19 protein-coding genes are annotated in these 15,546 nt (G+C 54.2%); 17 read left to right on the plus strand and 2 right to left on the minus strand.

Features of this window, described 5'->3' with window-relative positions:
• Nucleotides 1–29 precede the first annotated feature (29 nt).
• The 4 genes from cysM to truA are packed head-to-tail and all read left to right on the plus strand — an operon-like array spanning nt 30 to nt 3,635.
• Nucleotides 30–920 (plus strand): cysteine synthase CysM, encoded by an 891-nt coding sequence (gene cysM / locus JWZ98_RS11550; RefSeq protein WP_205454352.1) that lies wholly within the window; start codon nt 30–32, stop codon nt 918–920.
• A 58-nt stretch (nt 921–978) separates the two neighbouring features.
• A complete protein-coding gene (gene rlmD / locus JWZ98_RS11555) occupies nt 979–2,301 on the plus strand; it encodes a 23S rRNA (uracil(1939)-C(5))-methyltransferase RlmD (protein WP_033156279.1) in 1,323 nt (440 codons plus the stop codon).
• On the plus strand, nt 2,298–2,819 hold the full coding sequence (locus tag JWZ98_RS11560; RefSeq protein ID WP_051669876.1) for a L,D-transpeptidase: 522 nt from the start codon (nt 2,298–2,300) through the stop codon (nt 2,817–2,819). The genes rlmD and JWZ98_RS11560 overlap by 4 nt, the downstream gene beginning before the upstream one ends.
• A gap of 12 nt (nt 2,820–2,831) precedes the next feature.
• Nucleotides 2,832–3,635 carry a tRNA pseudouridine(38-40) synthase TruA gene (truA, locus tag JWZ98_RS11565; RefSeq protein ID WP_033156278.1) on the plus strand — a complete coding sequence of 268 codons (804 nt, stop codon included), beginning with the start codon at nt 2,832–2,834 and terminating at the stop codon, nt 3,633–3,635.
• Between the two features lie 31 nt (nt 3,636–3,666).
• Here truA and JWZ98_RS11570 read toward each other — a convergent pair whose 3' ends face one another.
• Nucleotides 3,667–4,986, minus strand: a complete 1,320-nt coding sequence (locus tag JWZ98_RS11570) for an AMP-binding protein (protein WP_205454353.1) — start codon at nt 4,984–4,986, stop codon at nt 3,667–3,669.
• Nucleotides 4,987–5,221: 235 nt separating this feature from the next.
• Between JWZ98_RS11570 and JWZ98_RS11575 the strand changes: the two genes are divergently transcribed.
• From JWZ98_RS11575 to JWZ98_RS11635, 13 genes are all read left to right on the plus strand, one after another.
• Entirely contained in the window at nt 5,222–6,448 is a 1,227-nt protein-coding gene (locus tag JWZ98_RS11575; RefSeq protein WP_205454354.1) for an NAD(P)/FAD-dependent oxidoreductase, read from the plus strand.
• 10 nt (nt 6,449–6,458) lie between these two features.
• Nucleotides 6,459–7,628: a beta-ketoacyl-ACP synthase gene (locus JWZ98_RS11580; protein ID WP_205454355.1), complete on the plus strand. Its 1,170-nt coding sequence runs from the start codon at nt 6,459–6,461 to the stop codon at nt 7,626–7,628.
• Between the two features lie 55 nt (nt 7,629–7,683).
• A complete protein-coding gene (locus JWZ98_RS11585) occupies nt 7,684–8,091 on the plus strand; it encodes a 3-hydroxylacyl-ACP dehydratase (protein ID WP_205450183.1) in 408 nt (135 codons plus the stop codon).
• The gene (fabG, locus tag JWZ98_RS11590) at nt 8,088–8,816 is read left to right on the plus strand and encodes a 3-oxoacyl-ACP reductase FabG (RefSeq protein ID WP_205450184.1); all 729 of its coding nucleotides are present in this window, start codon (nt 8,088–8,090) and stop codon (nt 8,814–8,816) included. The genes JWZ98_RS11585 and fabG overlap by 4 nt, the downstream gene beginning before the upstream one ends.
• Complete coding sequence (locus tag JWZ98_RS11595) at nt 8,810–10,045, plus strand: beta-ketoacyl-ACP synthase (RefSeq protein WP_346015176.1); 1,236 nt, start codon at nt 8,810–8,812, stop codon at nt 10,043–10,045. Before fabG ends, JWZ98_RS11595 begins: the two co-directional genes overlap by 7 nt.
• Nucleotide 10,046: 1 nt before the next feature.
• Nucleotides 10,047–10,802 carry a beta-ketoacyl synthase chain length factor gene (locus tag JWZ98_RS11600; protein WP_205450185.1) on the plus strand — a complete coding sequence of 252 codons (756 nt, stop codon included), beginning with the start codon at nt 10,047–10,049 and terminating at the stop codon, nt 10,800–10,802.
• A gap of 207 nt (nt 10,803–11,009) precedes the next feature.
• Nucleotides 11,010–11,258, plus strand: coding sequence for an acyl carrier protein (locus JWZ98_RS11605; RefSeq protein ID WP_020481223.1), 249 nt, complete (start codon nt 11,010–11,012; stop codon nt 11,256–11,258).
• Between the two features lie 5 nt (nt 11,259–11,263).
• Nucleotides 11,264–11,911 (plus strand): hypothetical protein, encoded by a 648-nt coding sequence (locus JWZ98_RS11610; protein WP_240347939.1) that lies wholly within the window; start codon nt 11,264–11,266, stop codon nt 11,909–11,911.
• Between the two features lie 2 nt (nt 11,912–11,913).
• A complete protein-coding gene (locus JWZ98_RS11615) occupies nt 11,914–12,291 on the plus strand; it encodes an AMP-dependent synthetase (protein ID WP_205450186.1) in 378 nt (125 codons plus the stop codon).
• Nucleotides 12,275–13,018: a glycosyltransferase family 2 protein gene (locus JWZ98_RS11620; protein ID WP_205450187.1), complete on the plus strand. Its 744-nt coding sequence runs from the start codon at nt 12,275–12,277 to the stop codon at nt 13,016–13,018. The genes JWZ98_RS11615 and JWZ98_RS11620 overlap by 17 nt, the downstream gene beginning before the upstream one ends.
• Entirely contained in the window at nt 13,015–13,983 is a 969-nt protein-coding gene (locus tag JWZ98_RS11625; protein WP_205450188.1) for a lipid A biosynthesis acyltransferase, read from the plus strand. The genes JWZ98_RS11620 and JWZ98_RS11625 overlap by 4 nt, the downstream gene beginning before the upstream one ends.
• Nucleotide 13,984: 1 nt before the next feature.
• Nucleotides 13,985–14,401 carry an acyl-CoA thioesterase gene (locus JWZ98_RS11630; RefSeq protein WP_205450189.1) on the plus strand — a complete coding sequence of 139 codons (417 nt, stop codon included), beginning with the start codon at nt 13,985–13,987 and terminating at the stop codon, nt 14,399–14,401.
• Nucleotides 14,402–14,531: 130 nt separating this feature from the next.
• The gene (locus tag JWZ98_RS11635) at nt 14,532–15,098 is read left to right on the plus strand and encodes a hypothetical protein (protein ID WP_205450190.1); all 567 of its coding nucleotides are present in this window, start codon (nt 14,532–14,534) and stop codon (nt 15,096–15,098) included.
• Nucleotides 15,099–15,163: 65 nt separating this feature from the next.
• On the opposite strand, the gene JWZ98_RS11640 is transcribed toward JWZ98_RS11635, so the two are convergent.
• The gene (locus JWZ98_RS11640) at nt 15,164–15,541 is read right to left on the minus strand and encodes a rhodanese-like domain-containing protein (protein WP_205450191.1); all 378 of its coding nucleotides are present in this window, start codon (nt 15,539–15,541) and stop codon (nt 15,164–15,166) included.
• Between the last annotated feature and the right edge of the window lie 5 nt (nt 15,542–15,546).

The following is a 15,546-nucleotide window of genomic DNA, read 5'->3' on the forward strand; positions in this document are numbered from 1 at the left end:
CGCCGTAAACTTAACCGGACGTTAAAGTCATGAACTTCCCAACCATAGAATCTTTTGTCGGAAATACGCCATTGGTGCGTTTGCAACGCCTGCCGGTCGCAGGCGGCAATACTATTTTGGTGAAGCTGGAAGGTAACAATCCGGCTGGTTCGGTGAAAGATCGGCCAGCCTTAAGCATGATTCAATACGCCGAAGCGCGCGGCGAGATCAAACCCGGCGATCGCTTGATCGAAGCCACTAGCGGCAATACCGGGATTGCTTTGGCAATGGCGGCGGCGATTAAGGGTTATAAGATGACCTTGATCATGCCGGACAATATGAGCGCCGAGCGCATTGCCTCCATGAAAGCCTACGGCGCGGAGATTATCCTGACGCCGGCCAAAGGCAGCATGGAAGCAGCCATCGATTTAGCGCGGGCCATGGAAGCGCGCGGCGAGGGACGGATTCTGGATCAATTCGCCAATCCCGATAATCCTTTGGCGCATTACGAAGGCACCGGTCCGGAAATCTGGCGCGACACGCACGGTAAAATTACGCACTTCGTCAGCTCCATGGGCACCACCGGCACCATCATGGGGACCTCCCGGTATTTGAAAGAACAAAATCCCGCGGTTCAAATCATCGGCGTGCAGCCGGAAGGCGAATCGAAAATCCCGGGTATTCGCCGCTGGCCTAAGGAATATTTACCTAAAATATACGACGCGGTGCGGGTGGATAGCATCATCGAAGTCAATCAGCTGAACGCGGAAAACACCACGCGCGCCTTGGCAGCACAAGAGGGTATTTTTGCCGGCGTATCCTCCGGCGGTGCGGTTTACGCGGCCTTGCAATTATCCCAACAAATTGAAAATGCCTTGATCGTGGCGATAGTCTGCGACCGGGGCGACCGCTATTTATCCACCGGCATTTTTCCAACCTAAACAACGCAGCGGCATATTGGGTTACACCACGCTAACCCAACCCACCCAATCGAGCACAATGGCCCACAAGAAAAAACTCCCGTTAGACCCCGTCACCGTTACCATAGAATCTTTGTCCCACGATGGCCGCGGCGTCAGCCACGTCAATGGCAAAGTCGTGTTTATCGACGAAGCCTTGCCCGGCGAAACCCTGGAATTTGTCTACACCGACAGTCGTAAAGACTATGCAGAAGGCAAAGTGGTCAATCTGATAAGCCGATCTGAGCATCGGGTCGAACCGGCTTGTCCGCATTTCGGCAGTTGCGGCGGTTGCAGTTTTCAACATGTCGATGACGCCGAACAGATCAATTTCAAAGAGGACTTGCTGCACGATCAGTTCCGCCGCATCGGTAAAGTCGAGATTCCGCAAATCTGGGAAGCTTTGACCGGCCCGCACTGGGGGTATCGCAGCAAGGCGCGGATGGGCGTGAAATGGGTGGCGAAAAAGAATAGGGTGTTAGTGGGTTTTCGCGAGCGGCGCAATCCGTTTTTAGCGGAAATCGATAGCTGTAAAGTGATGAACCCCATCGTCGGCGAGAAGCTGATCGCTTTGGGTGAGATGATCGCCGGGTTGACGGTGAAAGACAAAATTCCGCAAATCGAAGTGGCGATTGGCGATAAGGAATGCGTACTGGCGTTTCGAGTGCTGGAGCCACCGACCGATGCCGATAAACGACGGCTGCGCGAGTTTGCCCATCAACATCAGCTCAGCATTTGTCTGCAGCCGAAAGGTCCGGATACCATCGTGCCTTTGGACGGCGAGCCGGAAGTCATTCCGAGTTACGCCCTAGCCGAACAAGGCGTTAAGTTCAATTTCCGCCCGGCGATGTTTACCCAAGTCAATTATCAGATCAATCAAAAGATGGTGACGCGGGCCTTGGCAGCGCTGGAATTAAGCAAAGACGACAGGGTGCTGGATTTATTCTGCGGCTTGGGTAATTTCACCCTACCACTGGCGACCCAGGCGGGTCAGGTCGTCGGTGTGGAAGGCGACTTGCCGCTGGTCAAGCACGCTCGGGAAAATGCCAAGTTGAATAACCTGGATAATGTTGAATTTCATGTCGCCGATCTGACTAAGGATTTGAAAGACCAACCCTGGTCCAAGCAAAAATTTACCAAGGTGTTGCTGGACCCATCGCGGGCCGGCGCATCGGAAGTGTTACACAACTTGAAACACTGGCAACCGGAGCGGATTGTTTACGTATCTTGCAACCCATCCACCTTGGCCCGCGATGCCGGAATTTTGGTGAACGAGCTGGGTTACAAGTTGGTTAAGGCCGGGGTGATGGACATGTTCCCGCAAACCGCGCATGTCGAATCGATAGCCTTGTTTGTAAAATGATTCAGGGTTCTGCGGCAACGCAGCACTATCACTTTGCAGCGCCTTATTTGGACATCGCCATTGCCGAGCAGCGCCTGCACTTAGTACACGGCAGCGAGGTGTTGGCCCAATTTCCGGTCTCTACCGCTAAAAACGGCCCCGGCGAAAAAAAAGGCAGCTACTGCACGCCGACCGGCTGGCATAAGATCCGCGCCAAAATCGGTGCCGGCCTGCCGATCAACAGCGTACTGGCAGGCCGGCGGCCAACCGGCGAAATCTACACGCCAGAGCTGGCTGCGCAGCATCCGCAACGCGACTGGATTCTCAGCCGCATCCTGTGGCTGGGCGGCTTGGAACCGGGCAAAAACCGCTACGGCGATGTGGACACCACATGGCGTTATATCTATATCCACGGCACACCAGACGAATTGATGCAAGGTAAACCGGAGTCGCACGGCTGTATTCGCATGCTCAACGCCGATCTGATCAACTTATTCGAGCAGATTGCCGTGGGTTGCCGGGTGTGGATTCATGAATAAACAGCAACCGATATGCCGCGCATCGTTTTAGGCGTCGAATACGACGGCAGTGCTTACGCCGGCTGGCAATGGCAGGACGGTAAAGCGACCGTGCAAGGCCAGTTGGAAAAAGCCTTGAGTAAAATCGCCAATCAACCGATTACCGTACTTTGCGCGGGCCGCACCGATGCTGGCGTGCATGCGCTGGAACAAGTGGTGCATTTTGATTGCGACACAGAGCGCGATATGCGCGGCTGGTTGATGGGCGGCAACAGCCATTTGCCGGATGACATCCGTATTATCTGGGCACAAACGGCGCTGGGCGACTTTCATGCTCGCTACAGCGCCATCGCCCGCGCTTATCGGTATGTGATTTTGAATCGGCCGATGAAGTCGGCTTTGCTAAGAACTCAGGCTACCTGGTGTTACCAGCCGCTGGACGAGCAAGCCATGCATCAAGCCGCGCAGGTGCTACTGGGTGAACACGATTTTTCCTCGTTTCGCGCGCAGAGTTGTCAATCGGTCAGTCCCAACCGCTTGATGCATTTTATTGATGTATACCGCGACGATCAGCGGGTGATCATCGATCTCTGCGCCAATGCCTTTTTGCATCATATGGTCAGAAATATCGCCGGGGTATTGATGGAAATCGGTATGGGCCGGCGGCCGGTGGATTGGACTGCCGAACTTTTGGAGACTAAAGACCGCTCCCAAGCTGCGATGACCGCCCCCCCGCATGGTTTACATCTCGCGGCTGTGTATTACCCGGAGCATTATGCGATCGCCAAAAACCCCTTGTTCGATAAGCTGCCGGCAGACGCAAAGCGGCATGATTAATCTGGCCTGCGCATCGCGCCTGGCAAGTCGTCTAACTTAAACTTTCTAACAGATTTTCCAGTTCGGTTTTTGCCAGCTTACCTGTCCCGTTTCTCGGAATCTTAGTAACAAAATGAATTTTTCGCGGCAGAAACACCTCATCCAGATAGGGCTGTAGACCCCGCCGAATGGCTTGGCTGTCTAGTTTGCTGACCACGACAGCGGCCAGTCGGCCATTATCCTGGATGAAACAAACACCGTCGTCTACGCCGTCTATGTCCAGCAAGCGACGATTCAGTTCGGTCAGGGACGCGCGCTTGCCGCCGATTTTCACCATGTCTTGATCCCGGCCCAATACGGTAAAACAGCCGTCGGCTTGGATCTGCACAGTGTCTTGCAAAGGCACTGCTATCGGCAAATGCGCAGCTTGCAGACAGCTTTGCCCGCTTTCATATTGATGCAAGCGGCAACCGTCGTAAGGTCGCCACGGGTTCTCAAGTAAGGTCTCGCGGCTGGCAAACGACAGGGTTTCGGTGCTGCCATAGATTTCGCGGGGGGATTGCCCTAAAATTGCCGCGGTTTCACCGGCCAGCTTTGCGGATAAAGTGTCGGTGGCAGAAATTATGCCGGCCAGATTGTCCCAAGCGCCGGTGGTTTTGATTAAGGAACGCAAATGGGTCGGTGTTGACGCCAGCACAACGGGCCAAGGCGCGGTATTCATCGTTTGCCGGATGTCTTCGGCGAAAAACGGCCGGCCGTCGTGCAGCACCAGGTGGGAAAACAGCGGCCAAAATACCGAGGTTTCCAGGCCGTACATATGCTGCGGCGGGGTGGTGGAGAGCATCAATAGTTGCTGCTTGGCTAATCCCAGGCTGCTGACCGCCATTTCGGCGGAGGTTTTAAAGGTATGCAGGCTATGCGGGCAGGGCTTGGGTTTGCCGGTGCTGCCGGAGGTGAAGGCAATCACGGCGGTGCGCTGCCAGTCGAAATCGGGTGGCGATGCTGCGCTTGCAGCGTTTGGCGCGATGACTTCGAACCAATCCAAACCCTTTTGCTGAGGCGCGTGTTCTCTGGCGATATACGCGCCTGGATAGTCGCGCAGAATTTCCAGAATAACCGCCATTTGCCCGGCGGGTGGCAGCAGGCAAATCTGCCCGCGTACCGCCGCCGCTAACAGGCACAGGCAAAACAGGTAGCGGTTTTCGCATAAATTAAATTGATAGGGCTGGTCCGGCAATTGCGCGGCCAGGGCCGCCACGTCCGCCCATAAATTGCCGCGGCTTACCACATGGTCGTTGTAGAGGGCAAACGGCGCTGTGTGGTTAGAATATAGTGGTGTCGGTGGGGCGGGGATTTTGTGGGATTCCTGCATGGAATGGGCTTTATTCTATTCGGTGCAATGCCGTTAAGTTATGCTTTGGCGTTGTTAATTCCCCTCTTTGAAAAAGAGGGGCAGGGGAGATTTCATAAATAAATCCCCCTCGAGCCCCTTCATGCCCATATGGGTACTTTTCCAACGGGGGAAGAACGTTAACTTAGCGGCATTGCCGCTGTTTCTGAATTTTGTACTGGAAGTATTTTAACCGGATAAGAGGGTTGGTAAGTAAATGGATGCAGATGTATTGATTATCGGGGCCGGCCCCTCCGGCAGCGTCGCTGCCAAGATGCTGAAACAACTTGGACACCAGGTGGTGATCCTGGAAAAAGAGCAGTTCCCGCGGTTCTCGATTGGCGAAAGCCTGCTGCCGCAATGCATGGCCTTTATGGAAGCCGCGGATATGCTACCGGCGGTGACGGCGGAAGGTTTTCAATTCAAAAACGGCGCGGCATTTTCCAGAGCCGGCAAACTGACCGAATTCGATTTCACCCAAAAATTCAGCCCAGGCTGGGGCACCACCTTTCAAGTACCGCGCGCCCATTTCGATAAGGTGTTGGCCGACAGCGCCGAGGCGGCCGGCGTGCCTATTCATTATCAACAAACCATCCTGGCAGCCGATTTTAGTAATCCTGAGCAAGCCAGCCTGACCAGCGTCGATGCCAATGGCTTGCACAAGCAGTGGCGGGCAAAGATGGTATTGGATGCCAGCGGTTTTGGTCGGGTATTGCCAAGATTATTGGATCTGGAAACCCCTTCGTCATTGTCGCCGCGGCGTGCGCTGTTCACGCATATCGAGGATCGGATTACTGTACCCGATTACGACCGCAATAAAATTTTAATTGCCATTCATCCTGAGTTTCATGAAATCTGGTACTGGCTGATTCCATTCAGTAACGGCAGAAGCTCGCTGGGTGTCGTGACGCCAGCGGGTTTCCTGGATCAGCGTAACGGCGAGCCGCTCGAAGTGTTAAAGGAAATTGCCTTCGAAGAACCACGTCTCGCCGAGTTGTTGACGGACGCCAATTTCGATACCCCGGCTAATACCATCGGCGGTTACTCCGCCAACGTCAAACAACTTTATGGCCAGGGCTTTGCCTTACTCGGCAATGCCGGCGAGTTCTTGGATCCGGTGTTTTCATCCGGCGTGACGATTGCGATGAAATCCGCCGCCTTGGCGGTACCCTTGGTTGACCGGCAACTACGTGGTGAGTCGGTAAACTGGTCTGTCGAATACGAACAGGCTTTGCGCAAGGGCATTGAGGTATTTCGGGCTTATGTGGAGGCTTGGTACGATGGCCGTTTCCAGCAAATTATTTTCGAAGAAAATCAGTTGGCCAGCGTCAAAGCCATGATTTGTTCCATTCTTGCCGGCTATGCCTGGGACGAGGAAAACCCGATGACGCAGCGCAGCGCTAAGAAAATCGAGGCCATCTTGGCAACTTATCAAACTGCCTGAGCGGTGTAATTTGTATTTACATGACTTAGGCATGGTCTGCGCCTTGGGCGACAGCAAGGCCGATATTTTGGCTGCATGGCTTGCCGGTCGTTCCGTTGAGCCCGTTCCGCCGGCCTGGCTGGATGCGGCTATTCCCGCATTCGGCGTGCTAACTGAATTACCGGTCATTCCGGCCAAGCTTAAACAATACGATTGCCGCAACAACCGTTTGCTGTTGTCGGCGCTTTGCCAGATCGAGTCCGCTACTAGTACCGCCATAGCTCGTTACGGCGCAGATCGCGTTGGCATAGTGGTAGGCACTAGTACCTCGGGGATTGCCGAGGGTGAAAGTGCGGTGCAAGTGTTGCGGGCAAGCGGGAGCATGCCTGGTCACTATCACTACAAGCAGCAGGAATTGGGTGGCGTAGCGGAGTTTTTGGCGGCGTACCTGGACGTTCGCGGCCCGGCCTACACCGTCTCCACCACCTGTTCATCCAGTGCCAACGCCTTGGCTTCGGCCCGTCGCCTGCTGCTATTGGGCGTATGCGATGCAGTCGTGGTAGGCGGTGCGGATAGTTTATGCCGCACCACGCTGGAGGGCTTTTTTGCGTTGGGTGCTCTTAGCAAAACGACTTGCAATCCATTCAGTAAAAATCGCGACGGCACGATGATCGGCGAAGGCGCGGCCTTATTTTTAATGACGCGCGAGCCAAGCAAAATCGCCTTGCTAGGCGTTGGTGCCAGTGCCGATGCTTATCATATTTCCGCGCCTCGCCCCGACGGTAGCTGCGCGTTACTGGCCATGCAGGCCGCGCTGGACGATGCGCAGCTGAAACCTGAACACATCGATTACATCAATCTTCACGGCACGGCCACCTGGCAAAACGATGCGATGGAAAATCGGGCGATCGGGCAATTGTTCGGTAGCGAGACGCTTTGCAGTTCCAGCAAGCCGTCCACCGGCCATTGTCTAGGCGCGGCCGGTGCGCTTGAAGCCGGTTTGTGCTGGTTGCTACTATCTGATTTACCTCAAGAAAGTCGTTTGCCGCCGCATCTGTGGGATGGCGAACCCGATCCCGACATGGTGCGGCTGAACTTGGTCGGGCTGGAAAACCAATCGCCAAAGCCGCTACAATACTGCCTCAGCAACTCTTTTTCATTCGGCGGAAACAATGTGTCCTTGCTCATTGGACATCCCTGACAGTCCAAAGGCTTTTCCATACGCCATCGAAGCGCTAGTACCTCAATCCGGGCGTATGGTGCTTTTAGACCGGGTGCTGGAAGTGGGCGATGACCATATCGTGGTCGAACTGAACGTGCGCGACGATGGCCTGTTTTCCAGTGCCGACCACCATGTACCCGCCTGGGTAGGATTGGAATACATGGCGCAGGCCATTGCCGCTTACTCGGGTTACCACCGTAAGCGCCGAGGCGAAGCGATTGGTTTGGGGTTTTTATTGGGTACCCGTTACTTCGAGTGTTCGGTGGGTAGTTTTCCTTGCGGCACGAAACTAACCGTGAGAGCAGAAAAGATTATCGAAGCCGCGAACGATATGTCGGTGTTCGACTGCGCGATAGTGGGACAAAATATCGAGGCCAGTTCGAAGTTAAATGTGTTGCTGCCGCAGGATTCGCAAAAATTTCTCGCCGGAAAAGGAATATGAGCCAACAAACCATCCTGGTCACGGGATCTAGCCGAGGCATCGGCAAAGCCATCGCCTTGCGCCTTGCTCGCGAGGGTTACGATATAGTCCTTCATTGCCGCAGCCGGCTAGACGAGGCTAAGCAAGTACAAGACCAGATTATCGAGATGGGCCGCCAAGCTCGTGTGCTGAGCTTTGATTTGGCCGACCGTAGCGCCGCCAAGGACAGTTTGGAAGCCGACATCCTGGCCAACGGTGCGTATTACGGTGTGGTCTGTAACGCCGGGCTGTCGCGGGACAACGCGTTTCCGGCCCTGAGCGGAGACGATTGGGATCAGGTGTTGCGCAGCAATCTGGATGGTTTTTACAACGTTCTGTTTCCCCTCGTCATGCCGATGATACAACGGCGCAAACCGGGGCGTATCGTGACGCTATCTTCCGTTTCCGGCTTGGTCGGTAACCGTGGCCAAGTCAATTACAGTGCGGCCAAGGCCGGCATCATCGGCGCGACTAAAGCCCTGGCGGTTGAGTTGGCGAAGCGCAAAATCACCGTCAATTGCGTGGCTCCGGGTTTAATCGAGACCGAGATGTTGGAAGATTTACCCCTTGAAGAAGCCCTTGCTGCCGTGCCCGCCAAACGCTTGGGTACGCCTGAAGAAGTCGCCGCGTTGGTGGCGTTTTTAATGTCCGAAGATGCCGGCTACATTACCCGCCAAGTGATTTCGGTGAATGGAGGTTTGTGTTGACCCGGCGCGTCGTCGTGACCGGTATGGCCGGCTTTTCACCGATTGGTAACGATTGGCAAGAAATACGCGGCAGGCTTTTAGCCAAGCAATCCGGCATACGCTATATCCCGGAATGGGAAATTTATAACGGTCTGCTGACCCGCTTGGCGGGGCCGGTGGAGAATTTCACGCTGCCGGCGCATTACACCCGTAAAAACACCCGTAGCATGGGCCGAGTCTCGCTATTGGCGACCCGCGCCAGCGAACTGGCCATGATCGATGCCGGTTTGCTGGGCGATCCGGTGATCAGCGGCGGCCGCACCGGCGTAGCCTACGGCTCGTCGGTAGGATCGACGCCGGCCATCGCCGACTTTGGCAGAATGCTGATCAATCACGACATCGGCAATCTGAATGCCACCACCTATCTAAAAATGATGGGGCATACCACCTGCGCCAACGTCGCTTTGTTTTTTCAAGTGCGCGGCCGGGTCATTCCTTCAGTCAGTGCCTGTACCTCGGGTAGCCAGGGCATCGGTTACGCTTACGAAGCGATCAAATACGGTTTGCAGGATGTGATGCTGGCGGGCGGCGCGGAAGAACTTTGCCCGACAGAGGCGGCGTTGTTCGATGCGCTATATGCCACCAGTACCCGGAACTCAGAACCAGAGTTAACCCCCAGACCGTTCGACCGCGACCGCGATGGATTGGTGATAGGCGAGGGTGCTTGTACCTTGGTATTGGAGGAACGGGAACGCGCTTTGGCGCGCGGCGCGCGGATCTACGCCGAAGTTGCCGGGTTTGCCACCAATGCCGACGGTGTGCACGCCACGCAGCCCAATGCCGACACAATGCAGGTGGTGATGCGTCTGGCCATGCAGGATGCTCAGCTTGAGCCGCAGCAAATTGCTTATATCAGTGCGCACGGCACGGCCACTGAGCAGGGCGACATAGCCGAAAGTCATGCAACGGCCGCGGTGTTTGGCGGCAATACCCCGATTAGCAGTTTGAAAAGTTTCACCGGCCATACCTTGGGTGCTTGCGGGGCCTTGGAAGCCATGGTGGCGATTCAGATGATGCGGGAAGGCTGGTTTCATCCCAATTTGAATCTGGATAATCTCGACCCGCGTTGTGCCGAACTGGATTATCTGACCGGCGACGGGCGTCATATCCACGCCGACTACATCGTCAGCAATAATTTTGCGTTTGGCGGTATTAATACGTCCTTGGTTTTACAGCGTTGGGATAGCTGAGTTGACCGAAAGCTTGGCCGAATTTGGTATCGAAAGCCGTTTGGCCTTCACAGTAAAGCACTGGTGTTTCTGGCAATCCGCGCATCATCCCCAGACCAAGGTCTGGCCCAACGGTGAAATATTGCCGCATAACCAAGGCAAAGCCGATGTGGGGTTTTTACCGGCGATGCAAAGGCGCAGATTATCGCCTTTAGCCAGAGCCGCCTGCGCTGTGGCCTGGCGCTGTCGCGGCGAAAATGGCGACATGCCCTCGGTGTTTTTTTCAAACCATGGCGAAAGTCAGTATTATTTCGAGATGCTGGAAGAGTTGGCAGAGGGCGAACATGTCTCGCCTAGCCGCTTTAGTCAATGTGTACATAATGCCATCGCCGGCTTGGCGAGTTTTCATGGCTCCAGTTTTCTGCCTTATGTCGCCTTGGCCGGCGGTACGGAAGGGCTGTTTTCGGCTTTTCTGGAAGTCGGCGGCATGCTGCTGGATGCTCCCCAGGTTTTGCTTGTCTGCTACGAACAGCCTCTACCCGACGCTTATTTACCCTATCTGCCCGGCAGTCAAACGACCTGGGCTTTGGCGATGACGCTGGCGAGGTCTGGCGGCGTGGAGCCGCAATTGCATTTGACGCGCGAGCCGGCAAATGGCCCGGCGTTGGCGGAAAATGGCTTGCCGAAGTTAGTTCAAGCAGTCATATCTGGCCAGCAAAGCGGCTATTGTCGGCAGGATAGGGCTATCTGGCATTGGCGTTTGGATGGTGTTTCGTGATTTCGATTGCCAGCAGCGTAAGCGATCTGCCGTAACCCAGGGTATAATCCACGCTTGGCGTAGTAATTTATCGCGCGGTTGGCGCAGATACTTTGGTGCTTGGAGTGATGCCAGAGGACAATACAATATCAACCGATACTCGCTAAATCGAGGCTTTAGAGCGATTGTCAGGCCGAGTCGAGTATCGCAATAGGAAACAACACCCGTATGAAGACCCAAGAAGACGTATTCGCCACCTTAAGAGAATTGATGTCGGAAATGTTCGAGTTAACGCCCGATGACATTACCTTGGAGGCTAATTTGCGGCAGGATTTGGACATCGACAGCATCGATGCGGTGGATTTGATGGTCAGACTGCGCGAGATCACCGGTAAACGCATCAATCCCGAAGACTTCAAAAATGCCCGCACCATTCAGGACGTGGTCGATACCGTTTATCGGATCAGCGCTGAATAGGCTGAATGTTTAAAGACTTTCTTAGCAACCTGGTCCCGACGAAGATTCAGGCAAATCCCGATACCAGCGTTTGCCCAAAATCCCCAGCAGAGCCTCGGCAAATTATCCTTAATGTGATTATCGGGGCAGCGACTGTCAGCTATCCCTTTCTGATTTGGTATTCCGCCGATTATTTTCAGCCTCGCGGCATGGCTTTGGGGCTAGCCGGATTGTTCTTGCTGCGTTACTGGCTGCAAAAACATCGCAATTCGGCCGGCCTAGCCGAGTCTCGGCTGATATTGGCGTGCGCGCTGTTTCTGTTGCTTGGTGCACTGGTTAACGATGCTGACTGGCTGCTGGCTTATCCGGTGTTCGTCAGTCTGCTGTTTTTTGCGGTATTTTCCTTTAGTTTGATTCATCCGCCGACGGTGGTGGAACGGTTGGCCAGGCTGGAATTTCCGGATCTGCCTGCTCATGGCGTGCTGTATACCCGCAGAGTAACGCTGGTTTGGAGCTGTTTTTTTCTCGGCAATGCGGCAATTTCTTTGCTGACGATTTGCTATGGCGACCGCTGGTTGTGGAGTCTTTACAATGGTTGCATCTCCTACGTACTGATGGGTTTGTTGATGGCAGCGGAAATGGCGGTACGCCGCAAAGTGAAGGCCAGCTTTTGAGTATGGAAAATCAGGGAAGCGAACCAGATGTTTTGTTTCCGGAAACGTTAGGCGAACAGATTCAGGCCGATGGCGTTGTGCTGAGCTTAAGCATCCCCACCAATTTGACTTATTTCAACGGTCATTTCGACGAAATTTCGGTGGTGCCCGGGGTCGTGCAAATTCAATGGGCGGTGCATTATGCCCGGCAATACTACGGTTTATCTCGCGACTTCAGTCATATGGAATCGGTAAAATTCAAAGAGCTGTTGTTACCTGGACAAGAGCTGGAATTGGCATTGCACTATCTGCAACAAGCCGGCAAACTCACTTTTTGTTACCGTTCGGCAGCCTGCGAATATAGCTCGGGTAGAATCTACTTTCATGACGACCTTATTTAAGCCCTGCATCCTGATTCCGGTTTATAACCATGAAAAGCCGCTACCCGGCATTATTGAGCGTTTGGCGGCGCATGAGCTGCCTTGTCTGTTGGTGGATGACGGTAGCGATGCGTCCTGCGCCCAGGTGATTCGCGGCTTAGTTGAGCAATATGACTGGGTGCAAAGTATCAGGCTAGAGGTAAACCAAGGTAAGGGCGCGGCGGTCAAGGTCGGCATTCTGGCGGCTCAAGCCCAAGCCTATTCGCACGCGCTGCAAGTCGATGCCGACGGCCAGCACGATTTAAACGATCTGGATAAATTTCTAAGCGCAGCCAGACAAGCGCCGGAAGCAGTGGTTATCGGCCGAGCGCTATTCGACGCATCGATTCCTAAACTGCGCTACTACGCCCGCTACCTGACCCATATTTGGGTACATATCAACACACTGTCTTTCGCCATCCCCGACTCGATGTGTGGCTACCGGGTTTACCCGCTTGAGTCTTGCGCAAAGTCGATTCAAAGCCAAGCCATGGAAAATCGCATGGGTTTTGATACGGAGATTTTGGTGCGGCTTTATTGGCAAGGCGTGACAGTCATCTCCATTCCCACTCAGGTGCGCTACCCGCTGGACGGCTTATCGCATTTCCGGGCTTTGGAGGACAATCTGCTGCTCAGTCAGACTCATGCCCGTTTATTTTTCGGTATGTTGTTACGCTGGCCCAAACTGCTACTGAGGCATTTTCAATGAAGCCCGCGAACACCGCCGCCCGGCATTGGGCGGCCGTGGAAGAAAACAGCCTGCTTTGGGGCATACAGGCTTTGGTATGGGTGTATCGGCTGTTCGGCCGCTGGGTGTTTCGGCTATTTTTGCGGCCGGTGGTGAGTTACTACTTTCTGGCCGGGCGTCTTGCCCGCGAGTCTTCCCGAGAATATTTGCGCCATTTGGCCGATTTTTACCCGGCGTTGGGTTTGGGCAGCGGACTCTGGCAAAGTTACCTGCATTTCTTAAGCTTCGGCGAAACCTTGCTGGACAAAATCGTGGTGTGGACCGGTAACATCACGCCTGAGCAAGTAGACTTTCCCAATCGTCAGCTCCTGTTGGATTTGATCGAACAAAAGCGCGGCGCCATGCTGCTGTCCGGACACATCGGTAACCTGGAAATTTGCCAGGCCATCGCCACGATGCGCGGCCACATCCATCTCAACATCTTGGTGCATACCAAACATGCCGAGAAGTTCAACCGCCTGCTCGGCAGCCGCGGCAGCGCCACCATCCAACTAATTCAAGTGACCGAGTTAAGCCCGGCGATAGCGATTACCTTGCAAGAAAAGATCGAGCGCGGCGAATTTGTGGTGATGGTCGGTGACCGGGTGCCGGTGCAGGGCGGCCGCACGGTGTCGGCCAGCTTTCTGGGAGAGGACGCCGAATTTCCGCAAGGCCCGTATCTGCTGGCTTCGCTGTTGCGTTGCCCGGTATACACCTTGTTTTGCTTTCCGGTGAACGGTCGATTCAAAATCCATCTGGAACACTTCGCGGAATCTATCCGCATCCCGCGCGGTGAACCCAAAAGGCAAGACATGCTGAAAAACCTGGCGCGACAATATGCCGAACGACTCGAAGCCTATTGCCGGATAGCACCGCTACAATGGTTTAATTTTTACCCGTATTGGAGCAAGACAGCTGCGGGCGATGCAGCTGCCGAGGACAAATAATATGCTGCGCGCCGAAGTCGAATTGACCGTGCCTTTTCATGACATCGATCTATTGAATATTGCCTGGCATGGTCATTATTGCAAATACATCGAGATTGCCCGCTGCGCGATGCTGGACAAAATCGGCTACGGTTATATGACCATGAAAGAAACCGGTTACGTCTGGCCGATTGTGGATTTGCAGTTGCGTTATGTGCGTCCCGCTCAGTTCGAGCAGCGGATTCGGGTATCGGCGGAGTTGGTGGAATGGGAATACCGGATGAAGATTAAATATCGGGTGGCGGATGCCGAAACTGGCGAAGTCTTAGCTAAAGGGCATACCATCCAGGCCGCCGTTGATGCGGTCAGCCGCGAAATGTGTTTCGCTTCGCCGGCGGTGTTTCTGGAAAAACTCGGGATTAAAATCGATTCACCCTAGCCAGACGTGGGTTCTAACTATAACGTTTGTTTATAGGCCTATCCTGGTTTTACTATCTGTTGTACCGTCGCGCGCTGTGTTTTGTCTGGCGCGAGCATGTTCTTAACCTTTTGCTCGAGAGATTTTGATTATGTTTAGAAAAAACTACATTTTGATGCTGCTGTGTCTGACTGTTTTGGCGGTAGGCTGTAAAAAAGAGCTTAAACCCGGCGAAGGCGCGGCGGCGGCTGTTCAGCCCGCGCAAGTTTACTATACGCAGTTCAGCCTGTTCCAAGAGCAGAACCGGTTCCGCACCACTAATTATCGTAAAGGCCAGTTGATTCCGATCAATACGCCAGTGGCGCTGCTGAAACTGACCTCCGACGAGGCGGTGCTTAGAGTGGAATCCAGCGGCCAACTGATTACGGTCGAAAACGTGCAAAAATTTACCAAGGATGATATGCCGATTGCCTTCAGTAAAATCGCCGGCACCGGCAAGGTCGACCTTAACCAGTTCAACGCCGCCGAGCGTGAGAGCATTTTAGCGGGGCAGGTCAAGACAGGCATGAGCAAAAAAGCCGTACTAGCAGCCATAGGCTACCCGCCGCAACATGTGACACCCTCGCTGGACGGCGACGACTGGACTTATTGGTCGAATCTATTCAACCGTTTTGTGGTGAAATTTAAAAACGGCAAGGTCGATAGTATTGTCGAATAAGCACAGGGGCTTTTGATTTAGTGGAGCCGGGCGTTGCCGTGCCGGCTCCAGTAGCGATCATTGGCCTATTCAAACCCAAATCCCGCTTTAGCCCAGGCTTTGGTTCCCCCTTCCAAATTGCGCAAATGCTCGTAACCCAGTTCGTGTAGCGTCTTCGCGGCGGCATTTCCCATCGGCCCGCCTTCGCAATACAGATAAATCGGCGTGGCTTTATCTTGCGGCAGTTTATCCAGATATTTCTCGACGTTGTTGTAAGGAATAAACGCATCGGTACCTTTGATATGCCGCTGCTCCGGGGTATGCACGTCCACCAGAAAAATATCCTGCTGTTGCATTAGCTGCTTTAATTCCGGCGCGGTGACCATTTGTAAATAGTCGGGTGCTTGAAACGCGCAACCGCTCAGAAACAGGCTTAACGCTGCACTGGCAATGGTTTTTTTCATGGCTT

It is taken from the genome of Methylomonas sp. EFPC1, assembly GCF_016925515.1.
Lineage (GTDB): Bacteria > Pseudomonadota > Gammaproteobacteria > Methylococcales > Methylomonadaceae > Methylomonas > Methylomonas defluvii.